The sequence below is a fragment of the Streptomyces sp. NPDC097981 genome (assembly GCF_040302565.1).
GTDB lineage: Bacteria > Actinomycetota > Actinomycetes > Streptomycetales > Streptomycetaceae > Streptomyces.
Map to the genome: position 1 here is coordinate 12,559 of NZ_JBEORW010000015.1, position 22,722 is coordinate 35,280.

Sequence of the window (22,722 nt, forward strand, 5' to 3'; positions counted from 1 at the left end):
CAAGTAGGATCACCGTCGCGCAGGGGAGACCCCCTTCGCGCCCGGGACTTGGGGGCGCCGGTTGCGACGTCCCGTCCGTTTTCGAGGGATTGATGCTCCGGTGAGTCAGATCGTCGTCAAACGCCCGCCGCGGTCCTTGCCGCCCGAAGTTCCTTCGGACGAGCTGAGGCTGGAGGCTCCGCCGGAGCTCCCCCGCGGGCAGCAGGAGGGCATGCTGATGCAGCTCCTGCCGATGCTCGGCATGGGCTCGTCGGTCGTCTTCTTCTTCATGCCGGGTGCGGCGCCGTTCATGCGCATCATGGGTGTGCTGATGCTGGTGTCCACGGTGGGCATGGTCCTCGCCCAGCTGGTGCGCCACCGGCGCGGTACGCAGGGGCAAATGGCCGATGTGCGCCGGGACTACCTGAAGTACCTCGCGCAGACCCGCCGCCAGGTCCGCAGGACCGCACGGGCGCAGCGTGACGCGCAGTTGTATCTGCACCCGGCGCCCGAGCAGTTGTGGTCCGTGGTGGCCGAGGGTTCGAGGCTGTGGGAGCGGCGTGTCGGCGACGAGGACTTCGGGCAGGCCCGGCTCGGGCTGGGCGCCCAGCGCCTTGCGACTCCGCTGGTGGCGCCGGACACGGCGCCGGTGGACGAGCTGGAGCCGCTGACGGCCGGCGCGATGCAGCGCTTCCTGAAGGTGCACTCCTCGCTGGACGGGCTGCCGGTGGCGGTGTCGCTGCGGGCGTTCTACCACGTGACGGTGTCCGGGGAGCCGGAGTCGGCGCGCGGGACGGCGCGGGCGCTGGTGGCACAGCTGGCGACGCTGCACTCCCCCGAGGACCTGGTGGTGGCCGTGGTGGCCGCGCCCGGCGCGGTGCCCTCGTGGGACTGGACGAAGTGGCTGCCGCACACGCAGGTTCCGGGGCAGGTCGACGGGGCCGGTACGAAGCGGCTGTTCAGCGATGACCTGACCGAGCTGGAGGGACTGCTGGCGCCCCGGCTGGAGGGGCGGCCGCGGTTCAGCCGCGACGTGTCCCCGGTGCTGGACCAGCCGCACCTGGTCGTCGTACTGGACGCCAACTCCCGTGGCGGCCTGGTGCCGCCGGACTCCGCGTTCGCCGCGGCCGAGGGGCTCCAGGGCGTCACCATCGTCGAGGTGGTCGCGGGCGAGCTGGACGAGCCGCGCGGCGGGCTGTCCGTCGTGGTGCGGCCGGGCCGGCTGCGGCTGGAATCGGGCGGGGGGATCGCGTACGAGGGCGTACCGGACACCCTGTCGCTGCCCGCGGCGGAGGCGCTCGCACGGCAGCTGGCGCCGCTGCGCACCGGCGGCGGGGACGACGACGAACCGCTGCTGGCCAACCTGGACTTCACGGATCTGCTGAACCTGGGCGACGCGGCCTCGATCGACGTGGCCCGGACCTGGCGGCCGCGGTCCGCCGGTGAGCGGCTGCGCGTGCCGATCGGTGTCGGCGAGGACGGCGCGCCGGTCATGCTGGACCTCAAGGAGGCCGCGCAGGAGGGCATGGGCCCGCACGGCCTGTGCGTGGGCGCGACCGGTTCCGGCAAGTCGGAGCTGCTGCGCACGCTGGTGCTGGGCCTCGCGGTCACGCACACGTCGGAGACGCTGAACTTCGTCCTCGCGGACTTCAAGGGCGGTGCGACCTTCACCGGCATGGGGCAGATGCCGCACGTAGCCGCGGTCATCACCAACCTGGCGGACGACCTCACGCTCGTGGACCGCATGGGCGACTCGATCCGCGGCGAGCTCCAGCGCCGGCAGGAGCTGCTGCGCTCGGCGGGCAACTACGCGAACATCCACGACTACGAGAAGGCCCGTGCGGCGGGTGCCCCGCTGGAGCCGCTGGCCTCGCTGGTGCTGGTCATCGACGAGTTCAGCGAGCTGCTGACCGCGAAGCCGGACTTCATCGACATGTTCATCCAGATCGGCCGCATCGGCCGTTCGCTGGGTGTGCACCTGCTGCTGGCCTCGCAGCGCCTGGAGGAGGGCAAGCTGCGCGGGCTGGACACGTACCTGTCGTACCGGATCGGCCTGCGGACCTTCTCGGCGGCCGAGTCGCGTACCGCGATCGGCGTGCCGGACGCGTACCACCTGCCGTCGGTGCCGGGTTCGGGCTACCTGAAGTTCGGTACGGACGAGATGACGCGGTTCAAGGCGGCGTACGTCTCGGGCACCTACCGCTCGGGCGGGCCGGACCTGTCGGTCGGCCTGTTCCCGGTGGAGCGGCGGCCCGCCCTGTTCACGGCGGTGCCGGTGCCGGTCGTGTACGCGGCGCCGGACCCGGCGTACCTGGCGGCGCAGTCGGAGCGGGAGGACGACGCGCTCGCGGACACGGTGCTGGACGTGATCGTGGCCCGGCTGGAGGGCCAGGGGGTGCCGGCCCACCAGGTGTGGCTGCCGCCGCTCGACCAGGCCCCGCCGCTGGACCAGTTGCTCCCGGCCCTGGCGACTTCGGCGGAGCGGGGGCTGCACGCGGAGGGGTACACGCGGCCCGGCGGGCTCGTCGTACCGCTCGGCCTCATCGACAAGCCCTTCGAGCAGCGGCGCGAGGTGCTCTACCGGGACTTCTCGGGTGCGGCGGGCCACATGATGGTGGTCGGCGGCCCGCAGTCCGGCAAGTCGACGCTGATGCGGACGCTGATCTCCGCGTTCGCGCTGACGCACACGCCGCGCGAGGTGCAGTTCTACGGGCTGGACTTCGGCGGCGGCAGCCTGTCGGCGGTGGCGGAGCTGCCGCACGTGGGCGGGATCGCCTCGCGCCTGGACCCGGAGCGGGTGCGGCGCACGGTCGCGGAGGTGGGGGGCATCCTCAACCGCCGCGAGGAGTTCTTCCGCGCGAACAACATCGACTCGATCGGCACGTACCGGCGGCGGCGGGCGGCGGGCGAGCTGCCCGGCGAGGCGTGGGGCGACGTGTTCCTCGTCATCGACGGCTGGGGCGGTTTCCGGACCGAGTACGAGGGACTGGACTCCGTGGTCACGGACATCGCCTCGCGCGGTCTGGGCTACGGCATCCACGTGGTGATCACGGCGGCGCGGTACATGGAGGTGCGGGCCGCGCTCAAGGACCAGATGCTGAACCGGCTGGAGCTGCGGCTCGGCGACGTCATGGACTCCGAGTTCGACCGCAAGGTCGCGGCGAACGTGCCGACGGGGATGCCGGGCCGCGGCCAGGTGGCGGAGAAGCTGCACTTCCTGGGCTCACTGCCGCGGATCGACGGCGCGCACGACCCGGAGGACCTGTCGGAGGCCACGGCCGCCTTCGTGTCGTCGGTGAAGCAGAACTGGGCGGGGGCCGCGGCTCCCGGCGTACGGCTGCTGCCGCGGCTGCTGCACGCGGACCAGCTGCCCCGCGGCGGGGAGCAGCCCGGCCGCGGGCTGGCCATCGGCATCGACGAGACGGACCTGGAGCCGGTGTTCGTCGACTTCGAGAGCGACCCGTTCTTCCTCGTGTTCGGCGAGAGCGAGTCCGGCAAGACGAACCTGCTGCGGCTGATATGCCGCCAGATCGCGGAGCGGTACACCCCGGAGCAGGCCCGCCTCGTCGTCGGCGACTACCGGCGCAGCCTGCTCGGGGCGCTGCCGGAGGAGCACCTGCTGGAGTACGCGCCGATGGCGAGCTCCCTGCAGACGCACATGGAGGCGCTGGGCGGCGTCTTCTCGCGGCGGCAGCCGCCGACCGACGTCACCCCGCAGCAGCTGCGCGACCGCAGCTGGTGGACCGGCCCGGACGTGTTCATCGTCATCGACGACTACGACCTGGTGGCCACGAGCCAGGGCAATCCGCTGGCCCCGCTGGTGGAGTACCTGCCGTTCGCCCGGGACACCGGTGTCCGCTTCATCATCGCGCGCAGCTCGGCGGGTGCCTCGCGGTCGCTGTACGAGCCGTTCATGCAGCGCATCAAGGAGCTCGGCGCGCAGGGCGTGGTCCTGTCGGGCGACCCGTCCGAGGGCGACCTGATCGGCAATGTCCGACCGCGGCCGATGCCGCCGGGCCGGGCGTACTTCTCCTCGCGCAAGCGGGGAACCTCGCTCGTCCAGCTGGGGCGGATGCCGGGGATGTGAGGCCTGGGGGCCCGGGCGGGCTGTCGCCCGGGCCCCGGGAATCCTGACGGCCTCGCTGAGGTCGTCGGACGGCCGGCTGCTCGGGTGATCAAGGCGAAACACTCCCCCGTGCGCGCCGGCAGCACCGATAATCGGTGGTGGAGACCGCGGTAGCACCGCACGCACCGCCGAGGGAAAGGCCGCACATGGGCACTCAGCAGGAGAAGGACGAGCTGTACGCGCTCGACATCAGCGGCGTGGAGTGGGAGGGCCCGCCCGGGACCAGCCCCGACGAGGAGCGGGTCGAGATCGCGCGGCTGCCCGAGGGTGCGGTGGCCATGCGGTCCTCGCTCGACCGGGACACCGTCCTGCGCTACACGGCGGCCGAGTGGGAGGCCTTCGTACTCGGGGCCAGGGACGGGGAGTTCGACCTGGACCGCGGCCCTCGCTGAGGCCCGTACACCGGGGTACGACGACGGGGCGCGCCCGGTGCGGGCGCGCCCCGTATCCGCATGCGGCTGCGGCCGGCCGGGCTCAGTAGGCCTCGGTGAACAGGCGCGAGGCCTTCACGTCGGTGGCGCGGTAGTCGCCCTTGCCGCGCTCGATCAGCTGGGCGACCTGCTCCAGCTGGTTCTTCATGTGCTCGGCCTTGCCCTTGTACTTCCCCTGGAGGGTGACGTACGCCTGGTGCGCCTCACCGTCCCAGGTGTCGGTGACGACCTTGAGGGCCTGGTCCATCTCCTCCAGGTCCGTCATGATCTTCTTCGAGACGACCCGGATGCGGTTCGCCATCTCCTGGACGCTCTCATACCGGACCTTGGTGTGGCCGTCGGAACCAGCCATGTTCTTCTCCTTCGCGCTGGGCTGAGCTGAGTGGGGAACGACGTAAAAGGGCTGGTCAGATGCCGTTGAGGCCGGAGTCGCCCTGGCCCGCGGAGGCCTGTACCGTCTTGAACGCCGCGCGCACGTCGTCGTCCTGCGCGTTGCTGAGGTTCTTGGTCTGCGCGACCGCGTTGTGCAGCACCCCGAGCAGACGACGGATCTCGTCGTGGTCCTCGTTGACGACCGTCTGGGCGGAAACGAAGCCCGAGGCGCCCACACCGGTCCAGCCGGCACTCACCGTGGCGAGGATGTCGGCCAGCTCGCGGGACTGGGTGGTGACGGCATTGGCCGTCGTCTCGATCTTGTTCTTCGCCTGGACGATCGGATCGTCTGCGAGTCCGAAATTGCTCATCCGAAGCTCCTCACTTCTCAATTCGCCGGCAGAACCGGCGGATTGCGCAGCAGAGCGGACGTTCCCGGCGCGGACTCCTGCCGCGCGCCCCGGAATTCCCCCTCCGCCTCACGCGATCCCCCGATCACAGTCGTGAAGCCTGGTGCCACTCTAGCCAGTTCATCGGACCGTCCCAACACCGGCAGGCCGTTTCCGTTGATGAACTGTGACGGTTCACTGCAAACGGCCTCGGCGCTTGCGGGCATCCCGGACGACCGTCGCGGTACCCGCGATGACCGCGATCAGCACGCCCGCGATGCCGAGGGCGTAGGTGCCGAACCGCTCCTCGCGCTCCTGCGCCGTCTCGGTCATCCGCAGCGCCGCCGCCTGGGGGGCCGCCGCCGGGGGCGGGCCGGGGTCCGGGACGGGGGCCTTGGGGCGGTCGTGGTCCTGGGTGACCGCGCGCACCGGGTCCACGACGCCCCATCCGACGTAGTCGTCACGGCCGTTGACCGAGCGCTCGGCGGTCCCCTGGATCTGCCAGATGACCTCCTGAGGGGACCAGTCCGGGTGCTTGGCCCGCAGCAGGGCGGCGACTCCGGCGACGTAGGGCGCCGAGAAGCTGGTGCCGTTGTCGATGCACTGGCCGAAGCCGGGGACGGTGGAGACCATGTCGACGCCGGGCGCGGCGACGCCGATGAAGTCGCCGGGCTGGGAGAACGGGGCCCGTTCGTTGTTCCGGTCCGAGGAGGCCACGGCGAGGACGCCGGGGAAGGCCGCCGGGTACGTCCTGCGCTTCTCGCCGCTCATGCCGTCGTTGCCCGCCGAGGCCACGACCACGACCTTCGCGTCGACGGCACGCTGGACGGCCTTGCCGAGCTCGGAGTCGGCGCTCAGTGGGACGTCGGTGTCCTGGGAGATGTTGATGACCTGGGCGCCCTTGGACACCGCGTGGTCGATCGCCTGGCCCAGGGAGAGGGCGTTTCCCTTGCCCTGCCCGTCGTTCTGCCGGATCGGGATGATCGTGGAGTCGGGGGCCAGGCCGACGAAGCCGGTGCCCTCCTGCGGGCGGGCCGCGATCAGCCCGGCCACCTTGGTGCCGTGGCCGACGGTGTCGGTGGTGCCGTCACCGCCCTTGGGGTCGACGAGGTCTTTGCCCGCGCCGACGTCGATGGCGCCGCTGAGCTGCGGGTTCGCCCGGTCCACGCCGGTGTCGATGACCGCGACACGAACGCTCTTGCCGTCCTTGTCCTTGCCCTTGGTCTGCGCCCAGAGCGCGTCGAGCAGCAACCTCTGGAGAGCCCAGGGGCGGTCGGCGATCTGCTTCTTCATGGGGAAGGTGCACTCGCCGGCGCCCGCGAGGCGCAAGGCCGGTGCACGGACGGGCTCGGGGTGCGGTGCGGCCGGGGCCGCAGCGGCGCCGGCCACGGAAGCCGTACCCGACAGGACGGCTGCGGCCAGCGCGGCGGTGACGAGTGCGCTGCGCGTGTACGAGGGCATGGGCATCGGCGGCTTCCTCACGAACCCTGGGGCTGGCGGGCGGAGTTGGTGTCCAGGCGCGGCCCCTTGGAGAGGAACTCGGACCAGGCGATGGGCACCATGGCCGGAGCGACGGCCCCGTAGCCGAGCCTGATCTGCGCCTGGCTGGCCTCGGGGCGGCCATCGGCGGCACCCTGGCCGTTCGGCTGGTCGGGGGCGCCGATCTTCGACTTCTCGGCGTCGCTGTCCCCGTTGGCCTGAACCGCGTACCGCAGGCCGGTGTCCGTGACCAGGAAGAGGGCGCCGCCCGCCGTGGTCTGCCGGCCCTGGACCTGCGTGTAGAGCAGTCCCGAGCCCGGTGTGACGTACGCGCTGGTGCCGCTGGCGGTGATGTCGATGGGGAATCCGGTGCCGGCCCAGGTGCTCAGCGTCTGGTTGCCCTGGCCGTCGACCGAGCGCAGCACGTTGCAGACGGTGTCGCGGGCGCCGGCGCCCTGGGCCGTGGCGCCCTGGGCGGCTTCCGCGCCGCCGGCCTGGTTGATCCGGTCGGCCTTCTTCTGGGGCCACTTGGCCTCGCCCTTGAACGCCGTGGCGTCCGGGTTGAGCGACTGGAGGTCGACCTCGCGGGGCTTTCCGTGCATGTTGAGACCGTCGGTCGCTGGCGCCGAAATCAGCAGCCACGCCACGAAATCGGAGACCGGGGCGACCTTCCCGGGCAGGACCACGTAGTGCTGCGCGCCGGAGCCGGTCTGCGCCTTCAGCACCATGCCGACCTTGTTGTCACCGGTGGTCAGCCCCTGGACGTCGGCCTTCGTGCCGGCCGCGGAGGGCAGCTGCGGGAAGGCCAGGTCATCGCCGGAGTTGAGGGTGGCCAGCCACTGTTCGGTGACCTGCTGCGGGGAGGCGCCGGTGCTGCCGACCAGCGCGTTGGTCATCTTCCCCGCGTCCGCTCCGCCTTCGGGGAACTTGTACTTCGTCCCCGTCGCGTCGACCAGGTAGCGCTCCTTGCCGCCGCCCGTGCTCTGCACGTACAGCATCTGGCCGTCGGTGACCTTGCGGGTGTCGTCCATCAGCCCCGCCTCCCGGTCGGCGAGGACGAACGTGGCGGTCTGCACGGTCTTGCCGTTGCCGCCCGGCGCCTGACAGACGGCCCAGCGCTTGGCCTTGCCCGCGTCCTGCGGGGCCGGCAGCCGGTCGGGCGCGTACGGGATGCCGATGATGGGCCCGCGCGGCGGCTTGCCCGCGTCCAGGATCTTGTCGTCGATCTGGATGACCTTGAACTTCTGCGGATCCAGCAGGAGTCGGGCGGAAGCCAGGTTGAGCACCGGGTGCAGCCGGGTCGTGTCCTTGCCGTTCACCTTGGTCGTCAGCACCACGTACCGGGTCGTCGACTGCTTGCCGACGATGACCTTGGTGCCGGCCTCGTCCCAGCCCTTGGGGGCCTGCGGCTTGAACATCCCCCAGGCGCCGAACGCGGCGAGTACGAGCGCCCCCGCCACCAGCCCGGGCAGGACCGCGCGCAGCGGACGCGGCGCACCTTCCTCGGAGCCCGTGGCGGAAGGCTGGAGGAAAGCGGCCACCGTGCGCCGCTTCGCAAAGGTGTACGCGTTGAGTTCATCACGTCGTGATGCCATGACCGCCTGCTTCTCCCCGCACGGCCCGGTCGGTGAGTACGGTCCCCGGGCCTCGATTGTCGGACCGGGGACCTACTATGCCTCTTGGCTGAGGGTGCGTACGGGCCGGGTAGGGTGAGGCTGCCGCTCACTGCCTTCCCGACCGCACGATTCACGGTTCGTCGGGGCATCAGGGCTTGTTGGGGTGGATTGCGGAGATTCCGGGGTGATGCGGTGGGCAGCGCCCGGCTCCGGCACTCACGGGGTACGGCCCCTGGGGGCACCTCCCAGCGGTAGCTGGGGGAGAAAGGGGAGGTGGGCGAGTGACGGCCACCGCGACACAACCGCAGACGGGCGCACCCGCACCCGCACGCGGCGGGGTGACGCCGAATCCGAAGTCGAGCCCGGGCCGCTTCGGTCCGTTTCGATTGCAACAACTCGTGCTGCTCCAGATCGCCGTGGCCGCCTTGCTGGTGGCCTGGGTCGTGGAGCCGCTGCTGCTCGTTCCGGCCGGTGTGCTGGCGCTCGTCCTCGTGGTGCTCGCCGTCGTACGCCGCCACCAGCGCTCCCTGCCCGAGTGGATCGGCAGCGCGCTCGCGCTGCGCTCGCGGCGCCGCCGGGCCGCGTCGTTCACGGTGCCCGCGGGTACCGAGCCCGGGCTGGCCCCGCTCGTCGAGGCCGACCCGGCCCTGCGGACCCTCACGTTCAGCGACCGTGACCGGCGGCCGGTCGGCATGGTCGGCGACGGGACGTTCCTGACCGCCGTCGTCCAAGTGGACATGGACGCCACCGCGTTGCGGCCCGACCGCGGTGCGCGGCCGCTGCCGCTGGCCCTCGTACGGGACATCCTCGAAGTCGACGGCATCCGGCTGGAGTCCGCGCAGCTGGTGCAGCACACGCAGCCCGCACCGGCCCCGCATCTGCCGGCCCAGTCGATGGCGACCCGCAACTACGCGCCGCTCCAGGCCACTACGGGTGCCCCGGCGGTGCGGCTGACCTGGATCGCGCTGAAGCTCGACCCGGAGCTGTGCCCCGAGGCGGTCACCGCACGCGGCGGCGGGCTCGCGGGCGCGCAGCGCTGTGTGGTGCGGGCCGCCGACCAGTTGGCGAGCCGGCTGACCGGGGCCGGGTTCCGGGCCACCGTGCTCACCGAGCAGGAGCTCACGGCCGCGCTGGCCACCTCCTCGTGCGCGAACCCGATGGCGATCACGCAGGCGGGCCGCTCGGCGAGCACCGGCCGGCGGACGGAGGAGACTGCCCGGATCTGGCGCTGCGACGACCGGCGGCACACCACGTACTGGATAGGCCGCTGGCCGCAACTCGGCGGCACCGGAGCGGCTTCGCTGCCGCAGTTCGTGGCACTGCTGACCTCGCTGCCGGCGCTGGCGACGAACTTCAGCCTGACGATGGCTCCGGCCGAGCGCCAGGGCGTGACGCTGACCGGCCATGTACGGGTCACGGGGCGCAGCGACGAGGAACTCGTGGCTGCCCGCCGGGAACTGGAACGGACGGCCCGCGGTGTGCGCACCGGGCTGGTCCGGCTCGACCGTGAACAGGTACCGGGGCTGCTGGCTTCGCTGCCGCTGGGAGGGGCGCGATGAGAGGCGGCTTCGGGCTGATCGGCCCGCGTCGGGAACGGCATGTGGTCCCGGCGGCGGACCTGGACGTGCTGGCGCTGCCCGTCGGGGACGACGGGGTCGTCATCGGCGTCGACGCGGAGGGGCGTCCGGCGGTGCTCGGCATCAACCGGCCGACGCCGTACGAGATGACGCTGATCGGCGGTCTGTGGACGGCGCAGGTGCTGGCGCTGCGCGCGGCGGCCACGGGCGCACGGGTGGCGGTGGAGACCGGGCGCGGGCAGGTGTGGTCGGGGCTGGCCCAGGCAGCCGGCGGCGGCCAGCAGTGCGTGACGCTGCACGAGGTCGGCCGGGTGCCGCCGCAGGGCGCGTCGGCGGGCAGCCCGGTGCTGGTGATCCGCGACTGCGGGATGCGGCCACCGCGCGGGCGCGTGGTGGCGGGCCCCTGGCAGTCGGTGCTGACACTGCTGCCGTACCTGAGCCCGACGGCTCCGAGGCTGCTCCAGAACTCGTCGCTGGTGGGCGTGCAGCGGGTGTCCCCGGACGAGGCGGAACAGCTCGGCCGCCTGATGAACCTGCCTCGGGCGGCGGTGGATTCGCTGCCGACGCTGGGCGACGGGGTCACGCTGTGGTGCACGCCGCGGGACCGCCAGTTCGTGATGACCCAGGGCACGGAGGCGGAAACGGGCCTTCTGGGCCCCTCCCGCCGCATCGACTGACCACCGCCGCTCCCGGCCTCCTGCCCGGGGGCCGCGCAGGGCCCCGGAATCCGGGTGGAGCGAGGTCCCGCGCAGCCGCACCGCGCCGGACCCGTGACGGTTGCTCAGGGAGCGGCCACCCTGTAGGCAGGAAGGCAAGGACGACGGCATCACGCCGGCCCGCGAGGGCCCCGCGCCGCGGGGCGTCCGACGGGGGCGGACACCGGCGTCGGCGCGCGATTAGGCTGAGCGCGGGCGCGGCGTCGAGGTGGGCGCCGGACCAGTGTTCGACAGACCAGGAGGACCAGTGAGCGGCGATCGGAACGAGAGGCGCGGCGGGACGTGGGACGTCCCGACGGACGATCAGTCCGACGCGGAGCCCGAGGTGACGGGCGAGTTCACCATCGACTACACCCCGCCGGCCTGGTACACGCAGGGTGCGGCCCCGGCCACTCCGGTACCGGGCCTCCCCGAGGGCAGCGGCTTCGAACCCCACCGCCCGTCGGACGTGGCCTCGCCCCCGACGATGCGGATGGCCCCGTCGGCCCCCCGCACCCCGTCGGACGGCGCAGGCGTGCCCTCGCCGACCGCGCCCCCGGCACCTTTCGGCACTCCGGCCGACCACACCGCCGGACCTGCGGCGTTCCCGCCCGCGGCCGAGACCCCCGCACCACCGGCACCGGCACCGTTCAGCACCCCGGCCGACCACACCGGCGCGCCCGCGGCACTCCCGCCCGCGGCCGAAGCACCCGCCCTGCCGGCACCGGCACCGGCACCGGACCCGGCAGCCTTCGGCACCCCCGCCGACAGCATCGGTGGACCTGCGATGTTCCCGGTACCGGCCCCGGCCGACCACACCGGCGGACCCGCGGCACTCCCGCCCGCGGCCGAAGCACCCGCCCTGCCGGCACCGGCACCGGCACCGGCACCGGACCCGGCAGCCTTCGGCACCCCCGCCGACAGCATCGGTGGGCCCGCGGCGTTCCCGCCCGCGGCCGAAGCACCCGCCCTGCCGGCACCGGCGCCCTTCAGCATCCCGGTCGAGGCCCCCGCCGATGCACCGGGACCGTTCGTGAAGACTTCCTTCGAGGGACCTTCCACCGTCCAGCGGCACGACACCCCGCCCGACGGGACGGCCATCCCGTTCGCGGGCCCGGGGCCGGAGGCTGCTCCCGCGCCCGTGGCCGACGCCGTCCCCGCACCCTTCGCGCCCCCCGTACCGGAAGCGCCGGGGCCCGTCAGCCCCGCAGATGCGTTTCACCCGCCCGTGGAACCCCCCTTCGGGGGATCCGGAGGCGAACTCCCGTCGCTGCCGCCCGCGTTCCCCGCCGCGACGACGGCTCCGCAGGACGGGTACGGCTTTCCGCCCGCCCCCGGCCCGGCCGCGACTCCGCAGGACGGGTACGGCTTCCCCCCGGCTCCCGCACCCACCGCGGCGGCGCCCCAGGACGGCTACGGCTTCCCGCCCGCCCCCGTACCTGCGCAGCCGCAGTCCCAGCAGCCCGTGGACGCGAGCGGCTACGCCTTCCCGCCCGCGCAGCCCGCCCCGGCCCCGGGCCCCGCGCCCGTACCACCGCAGCCGCAGCACCAGCAACCGCAGTACGACCCCCACGGCAGTGGCCAGTGGGCCGCCGGGCCCCAGCCGGGTCCGCAGCCGCACGACCCTCGCTACCAGCCCGGCCCGGCCGGCGGCGGGGCACCTCTCGGCTACACCGCCGCCGTCGAGCTGTCCTCCGACCGCCTGCTGCGCGGCAAGCAGAAGCCCAAGCCCCAGCGCGCCGGGTTCCGCTTCGGCGGCAAGGCGGCCGAAGCGGACCGCCTGCGCAAGCTCGAACTCATCCGCACCCCGGTCATGTCCTGCTACCGCATCGCCGTCATCAGCCTCAAGGGCGGCGTCGGCAAGACCACGACCACCACCGCGCTCGGCGCCACCCTCGCCACCGAGCGCCAGGACAAGATCCTGGCCATCGACGCGAACCCCGACGCCGGCACCCTCGGCCGCCGGGTCCGCCGCGAGACCGGGGCCACGATCCGGGACCTGGTCCAGGCGATCCCGTACCTGAACTCGTACATGGACATCAGGCGGTTCACCTCCCAGGCCCCCTCCGGGCTGGAGATCATCGCCAACGACGTGGACCCTGCCGTCTCCACGACCTTCAACGACGAGGACTACCGCCGCGTCATCGACACGCTCGGCCGCCAGTACCCGATCATCCTGACCGACTCGGGCACCGGTCTCCTCTACTCCGCCATGCGCGGTGTCCTGGACCTGGCCGATCAGCTGATCATCATCTCGACCCCGTCGGTGGACGGCGCCAGCAGCGCGAGCACCACGCTCGACTGGCTCTCCGCGCACGGGTACGCCGACCTGGTCTCCCGTTCCCTCACCGTCATCTCGGGGGTCCGCGAAACCAGCAAGATGATCAAGATCGAGGACATCGTCCAGCACTTCGAGACCCGTTGCCGGGGCGTCGTCGTGGTTCCGTTCGACGAGCACCTCGCGGCCGGCGCCGAGGTCGACCTCGACCTGATGCGGCCGAAGACCCGGGAGGCGTACTTCAACCTCTCCGCCCTCGTGGCCGAGGACTTCGTCCGCGCCGCCCAGCAGACCCCCCAGGGCCACTGGGGAGCACCCCAGCAGCCGCAGCCGCAGCCGCAGGGCCAGCCGTACGGCCAGCCCCAGGGCCCGTCCCCGTACCAGCAGCCTCCGCAGCCGTACGGCCAGCCCTACCCACAGCCCGGCCAGCCCTGGCAGCAGCAGCCACAGCACCCGCAACAGCCCCCGCGGGACCCTCGCCTCGGCTGACGACGACAGCACGAAGGGCCCGTTCCTCCACCAGGGAGGCACGGGCCCTTCCGCATTCGATTCGAGGGGGCAGCGGCCCCGGCTCAGCGCTCCGCGTCGTACGCCTCCGTCAGCGTCCGTGCCTGCTTCACATCGTCCGCGATGGCCTCAAGCAGGCCGTCCAGCGATTCGAACTTCGCCATGCCCCGCACATAGGCGAGGAAGTCCACGGTCACGTGCATTCCGTACAGGTCCAGGCCGACCCGGTCGATCGCGTACGCCTCGACGGTCCGCTCGGTGGCGTCGAACTGCAGGTTCGTGCCGACCGAGATCGCCGCGGGCATCCGCTCGCCGTTGGCCGTGAGCCAGCCCGCGTACACGCCGTCCGCCGGGATGGCGGTGTGCGGGGCCGTCTCGACGTTGGCCGTCGGGAAGCCGAGCTCGCGCCCGCGCTGGGCGCCGCGCACGACGACGCCCTCGACCCGGTGCGGCCGGCCCAGGATCTCGGCCGCGCCCTGCATGTCGCCCTCGGCGACCAGCCTGCGCGCCAGGGTCGAGGAGAAGGGCACGCCGCCGCCCGCCTCGCCGCGCTCGACCAGGTCCACGACCTCGACCTCGTAGTCGTACGTCCCGCCCAGCTCGCGGAGGAAGCCGACGTCTCCGGCTGCGCGGTGGCCGAAGCGGAAGTTCGGGCCCTCGATGACGGCCCGGGCGTGCAGCTTGTCGACGAGCACCTTCACGATGAAGTCGGCCGGGGAGAGCTGCGAGAACTCCGCCGTGAACGGGAGGATCAGCAGTGCGTCCACGCCCAGTCCGGCCATCAGTTCGGCACGGCGGTCGTACGGGGCCAGGATCGGCGGGTGGCTGCCGGGGCGCACGACCTCGCTCGGGTGGGGGCTGAAGGTCACGACGACGGACGGGACGCCGAGGGCGCGCGCCTTGGCCACGGCCCGCCCGATGATCAGCTGGTGGCCGCGGTGCACACCGTCGTACGAGCCGATGGTGACGACGCTGCGTCCCCAGTCCTCGGGGATGTCCTCCAAGCCACGCCAGCGCTGCACTGTGACCGCTCCTCGCCCGAACCGTGTAGGCCCTGTACTGGTTGCCGATTGCAGGTCTAAGACTGCCATGCCCGTGCCCGGGGCCCCGCATCGGTATCTGGCCGGGGGCGCTCTGTGTCATCTCGGCGGGGCGGCGCCGCGGCGCGCGGATGTAACGGTCGGGGCGGCTGCGGCCAAGTAAGGGGTGGAGGGACCCGTACGGGTCCCCGGCACCAGGGAGGGGGCCCGGTGGGCAGCACCGAGCAGGAGACCGTGCCGGCGGGGATCGGACCGCCGGATCTGACCACACCCGAGGGATTCGGGGCGTTCTACCAGGAGCACATAGACGCGGTTCTCGGGTTCGTCACCCGGCGGGTCGCCGACCCGCATCTCGCGGCGGATCTGACGGCCGACATCTTCCTCGCAGCCCTCAAGGCGGCTCCGGAGTACCGGCCGGACCGCGGGGTCCCGGTCGCCTGGCTCTACGGCATCGCGCGGAACGTCCTCGCGGGCCATGCGCGCGGCCGGGCCCGCGAGCGCGGCGCGATGGAGCGGCTGAGCGGCCGCCGGCTGCTCTGCGACGAGGACGTCGCAGCGCTGGAGGAGCGGATCGACGCCCAGCGGGCGTTCCGGAAGCTGGCCGAGAGACATGCCGCCCTGTCGGAGCCGCTGCGGGCCGTCCTCGACCTGGTCGTCCTGGACGGGCTGAGTCCGGCCGAGGCCGCTCAGGCTCTCGGCGTCACCCAGGCCACCGTCCGGGTCCGCCTGCACCGCGCCCGGCGCATTCTGCGGAGCGCGTCCGCACCGTCCGAATTCCCCGTCCCGGCACACCAGTTGGAGGCAGCGCGATGAACACCAGGCCCACCCGGTTCGAGGAGCGTCTCAAGGAGGAGCTCCTCGCGATCGCTGCTGACCGCGGCCGGATCGAGGAGCAGGCCGACTTCGCGGTCCGCTCCCCCGCCCGCCGGTTCCGGATGCCCCTCGCGGTCGGCGTGGCAGCGGCGGCGGCCGGCCTGCTCGCCCTCCCGGTCGTCGGCGACGACGGCGGCAGCTCGCCCGCGTACGCCCTGACGAAGGGCAGTGACGGCACCATCACGGTCAAGATGTTCAAGCCCGACGGGCTGCCCGGGCTGGAGCGCGAGCTCCGCGCCCTGGGAGTCAGCTTCACGAGGGTTCCCGTGAAGCCGGCGAGCGAGTGCTCCGAATGGCCGCCCGGCGGTTTCGACGCTGCGGACGGGCTCCTCACGACTGAGGGCGACGGCCCCCTGTTGAAGATCAACTCAAAGACGCTCCCGGTGGGCCACACCCTCGTGTTCACGATGTCCGGGAAGGGCCCCTGGCGAGGTTCGTTCGGCTCGCTGCGCACCTCGCTTGTACCGTCCTGCATCCCCGACAACTTCTCCTGGGGTGTCGACGAGCCTCCGAGGAAACCCACGGGGACGTACTCGCCCGTCTCGCCCTCTGGCCGCCCCGGCCTGCCCGAGGAACTGCCGAGCGAGGCGCTCGTCAAGCAGGGGGAGGCAGCCAAGAGATAGCCGGGGGCGCGAGGCCGGCCTCGGCGAAGAACAGGTGCGGGCGGGAGCGCGGGCGGCGAAAGCGCCCCCTTACGCTCCCTCCAGTCACTCCGCGCGCCTGCTCGGACGGGTGAATACGGGGGTCCCGCTGGATAGAGACCTACCCGAGGGGGGTCGTGGAGCGGCGAGCGGCAGGTGATGTGCGCTCACCGCTCCACGTCAAAGCGGATCAGGCGAAGACCGCGAGCGACTTGGCCTTGCCGCCCTTGCTCTCCACGAGCCCGAGCAGTCGGCCGTCCGGCCCGTAGACCGCCACGGGCTTGCCCGCGGGGTAGGCGTCCGGCATCTCGATCCGCACGCCGTTGGCGAGCAGCAAGGCCCGCCGGGCGTCCAGGTCCCAGCGCGGGAAGGCCGCGGCCGCCGCCTCGCCGATGGGCATGACGGTCAGCTCCTCCTGGAGCTGGTCCAGGGTCCGCGCCCGGTCGATCTTGTACGGGCCCACCCGGGTGCGCCGGAGCGCGGTGAGGTGCCCGCCCACGCCGAGGTCGGCGCCCAGGTCACGGGCCAGGGCGCGGATGTACGTACCGCTGGAGCAGACCACGGAGACGACGAGGTCGACGACCTTCGTGCCGTCCTCGGCCTCCGCGTCCCGCATGTCGTACACCTGGAACGACGAGATGGTCACCGGCCGGGCCGGGATCTCGAAGTCCTCGCCGTCACGCGCGCGCTTGTAGGAGCGCACGCCCTTGATCTTGATGGCGCTGACCTTCGACGGGACCTGCATGATCTCGCCGGACAGCTTGGCGATGCCCTTGTCCACGGCCTCGCGGGTCACCGCGGAGGCGTCCGTCGAGGAGGTGATCTCACCCTCCGCGTCGTCCGTCAGCGTGTTCTGACCGAGGCGGATCGTCCCGAGGTATTCCTTCTCGGTGAGCGCGAGGTGGCCGAGGAGCTTGGTGGCCTTCTCGACACCCAGGACGAGGACGCCCGTCGCCATCGGGTCGAGCGTGCCGGCGTGGCCGACGCGGCGGGTCTTGGCGATCCCGCGCATCTTGGCTACCACGTCGTGCGAAGTGAAGCCGGACGGCTTGTCGACGATGACAAGGCCGTCCGGAGTCTTCCCTGCGTTGGTGCTCATTCCGCGGTTGCGTCCTCGTCGTCCTCGCCCGGCTTCTTGTACGGGTCGGCGTCGCCGGCGTACTGCGCACCGGAAGACACCTCGCGCACCTGGGCATCGGAGGCGCGCGCCTTGTCGAGGAGGTCCTCGATGGTCTTGGCGTTCTCCGGGAGGGCGTCCGCGACGAAGGTCAGGGTGGGCGTGAACTTGGTTCCCGCTGCCCGGCCGACCGCGGAGCGCAGTACGCCCTTGGCGCTTTCGAGGCCCGCTGCCGCGCTGGCGCGGTCCTCGTCGTCACCGTAGACCGTGTAGAAGACCGTGGCCTCCCGCAGGTCGCCGGTGACCCGGGTGTCCGTGATGGTCACGTGCGTACCGAGGCGGGGGTCCTTGACACCACGCTGCAGCTTCTCGGCCACCACCTCCCGGATGAGGTCCGCCAGCTTCTTCGCCCGCGCATTGTCGGCCACTGGTCCGTCTCCTTCTTTGTCTTGCAGTCAGTCTTCATCACCGTGCAGCCGCCGTCGTACCGACAGCAGCTCCACTTCCGGACGTGCCGCGACCAGCCGCTCGCAGCGGTCCAGTACATCCGACAGGAACCCCGCGTCCCCGCTGACCAGAGCGACCCCGATACGGGCCCTGCGGTGCAGATCCTGGTCGCCCACCTCAGCCGCGCTCACCGAGAACTTGCGTTGGAGCTCGGCGACGATGGGCCGGACGACGGAGCGTTTCTCCTTCAACGAGTGGACGTCGCCGAGGAGCAGATCGAAGGACAGAGTCCCCACGTACATTCAGTTCCGGATATCCCGCCGGTGCGGGTTCGGTGGCCTGCCGGCCGTCGCGCGGCAGGGTCACCAGAACCGTACACGCAACGGCCGGGGCCGATCGACGGATATTCCGCCGACCGGCCCCGGTGTTACGACACGGTACGAACCGCCCGGCGCTTACGCGCGGGGCTTCTCGCGCATCTCGTACGTCGCGATGACGTCGTCGATCTTGATGTCGTTGAAGGAACCGAGGTTGATACCACCCTCGAAGCCCTCGCGGATCTCGGTGACGTCGTCCTTGAAGCGGCGCAGACCGGAGATGGTGAGGTTCTCGGCGATGACCTTGCCATCGCGCAGGAGCCGCGCCTTGGTGTTGCGCTTGACCTCGCCGGAGCGGATGAGGACACCCGCGATGTTGCCCAGCTTGGACGAGCGGAAGATCTCGCGGACCTCCGCCGTACCGAGCTCGACCTCTTCGTACTCCGGCTTGAGCAGACCCTTGAGGGCCGCCTCGATCTCCTCGATGGCCTGGTAGATCACCGAGTAGTAGCGGACATCGACGCCCTCGCGGTCCGCCATCTGCGCGGCACGGCCGGCCGCACGGACGTTGTAACCGATGACGATGGCGTCGGAGCCCATCGCCAGGGCGATGTCGGACTCGGTGACCGCACCCACACCGCGGTGCAGGACGCGGATGTCGACCTCTTCGCCGACGTCGAGCTGGAGCAGCGAGGACTCGAGAGCCTCGACCGCACCGGACGCGTCGCCCTTGATGATGAGGTTGAGTTCCTGGACCAGACCGGCCTTGAGGACCGAGTCGAGGTCTTCCAGGGACACCCGGCGGACGCGCTTGGCGAAGTTGGCGTTGCGCTCACGCGCAGCACGCTTCTCGGCGATCTGACGGGCGGTGCGGTCCTCGTCGACGACGAGGAAGTTGTCGCCGGCGCCGGGGACGTTGGTGAGACCCAGGACCAGGACGGGGGTCGACGGACCCGCTTCCTCGACGTTGTTGCCCTTGTCGTCGAGCATGGCGCGCACGCGGCCGTAGGCGTCGCCCACGACCATCGTGTCGCCGACGCGGAGGGTACCGCGCTGGACGAGGACGGTGGCAACGGCACCGCGGCCGCGGTCGAGGTGGGACTCGATCGCAATACCCTGAGCGTCCTGCTCCGGGTTGGCGCGCAGGTCGAGCGAGGCGTCGGCGGTGAGGACGACGGCCTCCAGCAGGGAGTCGATGTGCAGACCCTGCTTGGCGGAGATGTCGACGAACATCGTGTCGCCGCCGTACTCCTCGGCGACCAGACCGAACTCGGTGAGCTGACCGCGCACCTTGACCGGGTCGGCACCCTCGACGTCGATCTTGTTGACCGCGACGACGATCGGTACGCCGGCGGCCTTGGCGTGGTTCAGCGCCTCGATCGTCTGCGGCATGACGCCGTCGTTGGCCGCGACCACGAGGATCGCGATGTCGGTCGACTTGGCACCACGGGCACGCATGGCGGTGAACGCCTCGTGACCCGGGGTGTCGATGAAGGTGATCTTGCGGTCTTCACCGTTGACGCTGGTACCCACCTGGTAGGCACCGATGTGCTGGGTGATGCCGCCGGCCTCGCCCGCAACGACGTTCGTCTTGCGGATGGCGTCGAGCAGTCGGGTCTTACCGTGGTCGACGTGACCCATGACGGTGACGACCGGGGGACGCGGCATGAGGTATTCCTCGCCGCCCTCGTCCTCGCCGAACTCGATGTCGAAGGTCTCGAGGAGCTCGCGGTCCTCCTCCTCCGGGCTGACGATCTGAACTTCGTAGTTCATCTCGCCCGCGAGGAGCTGGAGGGTCTCGTCGGAGACGGACTGCGTGGCAGTGACCATCTCGCCGAGGTTCATCATGACCGCGACCAGCGACGCCGGGTTGGCGTTGATCTTCTCCGCGAAGTCGGTGAGGGACGCACCGCGCGACAGGCGAACGGTCTCGCCGTTGCCGCGGGGCAGCATCACGCCGCCGACGGACGGGGCCTGCATGGCCTCGTACTCCTGGCGCCTCTGACGCTTCGACTTGCGACCGCGACGGGCGGGCCCGCCGGGACGGCCGAAGGCACCCTGCGTGCCACCACGGGCACCGGGACCGCCGGGACGGCCACCGAAGCCGGGACGACCGCCACCACCGGCACCGGCCGGGCCGCCGCCGAAGCCGCCGCCACCCGGACGCGGGCCGCCGAAGCCGCCGCCGCCCGCGGGACGCGAGCCCGGACCGGCCGGACGGCCGGCGAAGCCGCCGCCACCGGGACGACCGGCGCCACCGGGACGCGGGCCACCGGCACCGGGACCACGGCCACCGGGGCCGCCGCCGGGACGGGGACCGGGACCACCGGCAGCGGGACGCTGCGGCATCATGCCCGGGTTCGGACGGTTACCACCGGGAGCACCACCCGGACGCGGGGCGCCGCCCTGCGGACGGGGCATGCCGCCCGGGGTCGGACGGGCGCCGCCGGGACCCTGGGGACGCGGAGCGCCACCCGGACCACCCTGCGGGCGCGGAGCACCCTGGCCGCCGGCGCCGGGGGCACCGGGACGGGGCGCGCCGGCCGGACGGGGCGCCTGCGGGCGCGCCATGCCGGTGGAGCCACCAGAGGTGAACGGGTTGTTGCCCGGACGGGGACCGGCCGGACGGGCGCCCTGCGGACGCGGGGCCTGGGAACCGGGGCCGGAGGGACGCTGGCCCTGGCCGCCGGGGGCGGTGCCGGCCGGGCGCGTGGCGCCGGGACGGGCGCCGGCCTGGCCACCCTGGGCCGCGGGACGCTGCTGCGCCGGACGCGGGCCGGGGGTCGCACCGGGACCGGCGGGACGCTCGGTGCGCGCCGGGGCGGCCGGAGCCGCCGGGGGCGCGGAGAACTCGGTCGCCACGGGAGCCGCCGGAGCGGGCTTCGGGGCGGCCGGGGCCTTCGGGCCGGGACGCGGGCCGGCGGCGGCCGGAGTCACCGGGGCGGAAACGCTGGGGGCCGGAGCCTCGGCAGCGGCCGGCTTGGGGGCCGGGGCGCCGGGCTTCGGGGCAGCGGGACGTGCAACGGCACCCGGGGTGGGAACCCCGGGCTTGGCGGGCGCGGCCTTGCGGGGCGCACCCGGCTTCGCAGCGGACTTGCCGGCGCTGCCGCCGGGCCCCTGCAGTGCGTCAGTCAACTTGCGTACAACCGGCGCCTCGATCGTCGAGGACGCCGAACGGACGAACTCACCGAGTTCCTGGAGCTTGGCCATGACGACCTTGCTCTCAACTCCGAACTCCTTGGCGAGTTCGTATACCCGGACCTTAGCCACTTCGCTCCTTTTAGGTCCGGGTTACGCCGGACCGTCGCTACTTCATGGGCGTACTCATCGCGTACTCATCGAGTGCTCATCGCAATCTCGACCTACTTCCAACTCGCGAGGTACCTGACCGCACGGGGTATCCGTGCCGTACTACTTCTTACGGTGTCGCCTCGGCCACGACGGCCACGGCTTTGCTCAGTCCTGTCGTGTCGAGTGCTCCCGGGGACCGAAGGGCCCGGGGGAACGCTCTGCGACGGACCGCCTTGTCCAGACAGACCACGGCAGGGTGCACATACGCACCCCGGCCGGGCAGCGTACCGCTTGGATCAGGGACGCACTCGTCCCCGATCGCCACGATGCGCAGCAGATCGCTCTTGGCCGCTCGCTCCCGACACCCCACACAGGTGCGTTCGGGGCATGCGCGGGCTTGCGTCCGGCCAGACACGCCTAAGTCTACCTCCCCGCACCGACCTCACCCCTTCGGGCGAAAAATCGAACGGATGTTGTCGAAATCTGCTGTCTTGATCCTGTCTACCCGTCGGACAGCTCCGACGGGTACCGGATTTATTCCCCGTCCCGGGCCCGGTCGGCGTCCGGGGACGCCTCCGTGTCGGGACGGATGTCGATGCGCCAGCCGGTGAGCCGAGCGGCGAGGCGGGCGTTCTGGCCCTCCTTGCCGATGGCCAGCGACAGCTGGTAGTCGGGCACGGTCACCCGGGCGGAGCGCGAGTCCCAGTCGACGACCTCGACCTTGCTCACCCGGGCGGGTGACAGCGCGTTGGCGACCATCTCCGCCGGGTCGTCCGACCAGTCGACGATGTCGATCTTCTCGCCGTGCAGTTCGGCCATGACGTTGCGCACACGGGCGCCCATCGGGCCGATGCAGGCGCCCTTGGGGTTGAGGCCCGAGCGGGTGGACCGTACGGCGATCTTGGTGCGGTGGCCGGCCTCGCGGGCGATCGCCGAGATCTCGACGCTGCCGTCCGCGATCTCCGGGACCTCCAGCGCGAAGAGCTTCTTCACCAGGTTGGGGTGGGTGCGCGACAGGGTCACGGACGGACCGCGGACACCCTTCGCCACCCGTACGACGTACGCCTTGATACGGAGTCCGTGCGTGTACTCCTCGCCGGGGACCTGCTCCTGCACCGGCAGGATGGCCTCCAGCTTGCCGATGTCGACGAGGACGTTCTTGGGATCCTTGCCCTGCTGGACGACACCGGTGATGACGTCGCCCTCACGGCCGGCGAACTCGCCGAAGGTCAGGTCGTCCTCTGCGTCGCGCAGACGCTGCAGAATCACCTGCTTGGCGGTCGTCGCGGCGATCCGGCCGAAGTCCGACGGGGTGTCGTCGAACTCCTTGGCCTCCTGCCCCTCCTCCAAGTCCCGCGGGTCCTCCGTCGCCCACACGACGACGTGGCCGTTGGTGCGGTCCAGCTCCACGCGCGCCCGCCGGAAGCTTCCCTCGGTGCGGTGGTACGCGATGAGGAGGGCCGACTCGATCGCCTCGACGAGCAGGTCGAAGGAGATCTCCTTCTCCCGGACCAGACCCCGCAGGGCACTCATGTCGATGTCCACGG

The 22,722-nt window shown here is 72.0% G+C and carries 18 protein-coding genes; 7 read left to right on the forward strand and 11 right to left on the reverse strand.

Going from position 1 to position 22,722, the window contains the following annotated elements; all coding sequences use genetic code 11:
• The first annotated feature begins 100 nt into the window (after window positions 1-100).
• Entirely contained in the window at window positions 101-4,066 is a 3,966-nt protein-coding gene (eccCa, locus tag ABTY04_RS16705; protein ID WP_352214082.1) for a type VII secretion protein EccCa, read from the forward strand.
• Window positions 4,067-4,251: 185 nt separating this feature from the next.
• Complete coding sequence (locus ABTY04_RS16710) at window positions 4,252-4,497, forward strand: DUF397 domain-containing protein (RefSeq protein WP_030303613.1); 246 nt, start codon at window positions 4,252-4,254, stop codon at window positions 4,495-4,497.
• Window positions 4,498-4,579: 82 nt separating this feature from the next.
• Here ABTY04_RS16710 and ABTY04_RS16715 read toward each other — a convergent pair whose 3' ends face one another.
• From ABTY04_RS16715 to eccB, 4 genes are all read right to left on the reverse strand, one after another.
• Complete coding sequence (locus tag ABTY04_RS16715; RefSeq protein WP_352214083.1) at window positions 4,580-4,888, reverse strand: WXG100 family type VII secretion target; 309 nt, start codon at window positions 4,886-4,888, stop codon at window positions 4,580-4,582.
• 55 nt (window positions 4,889-4,943) lie between these two features.
• Window positions 4,944-5,279 (reverse strand): WXG100 family type VII secretion target, encoded by a 336-nt coding sequence (locus ABTY04_RS16720; protein ID WP_352214084.1) that lies wholly within the window; start codon window positions 5,277-5,279, stop codon window positions 4,944-4,946.
• Window positions 5,280-5,492: 213 nt separating this feature from the next.
• On the reverse strand, window positions 5,493-6,764 hold the full coding sequence (mycP, locus tag ABTY04_RS16725; protein ID WP_502996654.1) for a type VII secretion-associated serine protease mycosin: 1,272 nt from the start codon (window positions 6,762-6,764) through the stop codon (window positions 5,493-5,495).
• Between the two features lie 11 nt (window positions 6,765-6,775).
• The gene (eccB, locus tag ABTY04_RS16730) at window positions 6,776-8,371 is read right to left on the reverse strand and encodes a type VII secretion protein EccB (RefSeq protein ID WP_352214085.1); all 1,596 of its coding nucleotides are present in this window, start codon (window positions 8,369-8,371) and stop codon (window positions 6,776-6,778) included.
• A gap of 302 nt (window positions 8,372-8,673) precedes the next feature.
• Here eccB and eccE point away from each other — a divergent pair, with 302 nt between their 5' ends.
• The 3 genes from eccE to ABTY04_RS16745 all read left to right on the forward strand — a co-directional run bounded on the left by eccE (window position 8,674) and on the right by ABTY04_RS16745 (window position 13,431).
• Complete coding sequence (gene eccE / locus ABTY04_RS16735; RefSeq protein ID WP_352214086.1) at window positions 8,674-9,951, forward strand: type VII secretion protein EccE; 1,278 nt, start codon at window positions 8,674-8,676, stop codon at window positions 9,949-9,951.
• Window positions 9,948-10,646, forward strand: coding sequence for a hypothetical protein (locus tag ABTY04_RS16740; protein ID WP_352214087.1), 699 nt, complete (start codon window positions 9,948-9,950; stop codon window positions 10,644-10,646). Before eccE ends, ABTY04_RS16740 begins: the two co-directional genes overlap by 4 nt.
• Window positions 10,647-10,932: 286 nt before the next feature.
• On the forward strand, window positions 10,933-13,431 hold the full coding sequence (locus ABTY04_RS16745) for an SCO5717 family growth-regulating ATPase (RefSeq protein WP_352214088.1): 2,499 nt from the start codon (window positions 10,933-10,935) through the stop codon (window positions 13,429-13,431).
• An 83-nt stretch (window positions 13,432-13,514) separates the two neighbouring features.
• Here the strand turns inward: ABTY04_RS16745 and ABTY04_RS16750 are convergent, their stop codons facing one another.
• Window positions 13,515-14,471, reverse strand: a complete 957-nt coding sequence (locus ABTY04_RS16750) for a bifunctional riboflavin kinase/FAD synthetase (protein WP_352214089.1) — start codon at window positions 14,469-14,471, stop codon at window positions 13,515-13,517.
• A gap of 228 nt (window positions 14,472-14,699) precedes the next feature.
• On the opposite strand from ABTY04_RS16750, the gene ABTY04_RS16755 reads away from it, so the two are divergent.
• Both ABTY04_RS16755 and ABTY04_RS16760 read left to right on the forward strand, forming a co-directional pair.
• Window positions 14,700-15,302, forward strand: a complete 603-nt coding sequence (locus ABTY04_RS16755; RefSeq protein ID WP_352214090.1) for an RNA polymerase sigma factor — start codon at window positions 14,700-14,702, stop codon at window positions 15,300-15,302.
• Entirely contained in the window at window positions 15,299-15,985 is a 687-nt protein-coding gene (locus ABTY04_RS16760) for a hypothetical protein (RefSeq protein ID WP_352214091.1), read from the forward strand. The genes ABTY04_RS16755 and ABTY04_RS16760 overlap by 4 nt, the downstream gene beginning before the upstream one ends.
• A gap of 208 nt (window positions 15,986-16,193) precedes the next feature.
• On the opposite strand, the gene truB is transcribed toward ABTY04_RS16760, so the two are convergent.
• From truB to nusA, 6 genes are all read right to left on the reverse strand, one after another.
• A complete protein-coding gene (gene truB, locus ABTY04_RS16765; RefSeq protein ID WP_352214092.1) occupies window positions 16,194-17,102 on the reverse strand; it encodes a tRNA pseudouridine(55) synthase TruB in 909 nt (302 codons plus the stop codon).
• Window positions 17,099-17,548, reverse strand: a complete 450-nt coding sequence (gene rbfA / locus ABTY04_RS16770; RefSeq protein WP_352214093.1) for a 30S ribosome-binding factor RbfA — start codon at window positions 17,546-17,548, stop codon at window positions 17,099-17,101. Before rbfA ends, truB begins: the two co-directional genes overlap by 4 nt.
• Before the next feature lie 27 nt (window positions 17,549-17,575).
• A complete protein-coding gene (locus ABTY04_RS16775) occupies window positions 17,576-17,869 on the reverse strand; it encodes a DUF503 domain-containing protein (RefSeq protein ID WP_030651158.1) in 294 nt (97 codons plus the stop codon).
• A gap of 153 nt (window positions 17,870-18,022) precedes the next feature.
• On the reverse strand, window positions 18,023-21,154 hold the full coding sequence (infB, locus tag ABTY04_RS16780; RefSeq protein ID WP_352214094.1) for a translation initiation factor IF-2: 3,132 nt from the start codon (window positions 21,152-21,154) through the stop codon (window positions 18,023-18,025).
• A 148-nt stretch (window positions 21,155-21,302) separates the two neighbouring features.
• On the reverse strand, window positions 21,303-21,590 hold the full coding sequence (locus tag ABTY04_RS16785; protein WP_078622365.1) for a YlxR family protein: 288 nt from the start codon (window positions 21,588-21,590) through the stop codon (window positions 21,303-21,305).
• A gap of 119 nt (window positions 21,591-21,709) precedes the next feature.
• The gene (gene nusA, locus ABTY04_RS16790) at window positions 21,710-22,720 is read right to left on the reverse strand and encodes a transcription termination factor NusA (RefSeq protein WP_352214095.1); all 1,011 of its coding nucleotides are present in this window, start codon (window positions 22,718-22,720) and stop codon (window positions 21,710-21,712) included.
• Window positions 22,721-22,722: the final 2 nt, after the last annotated feature.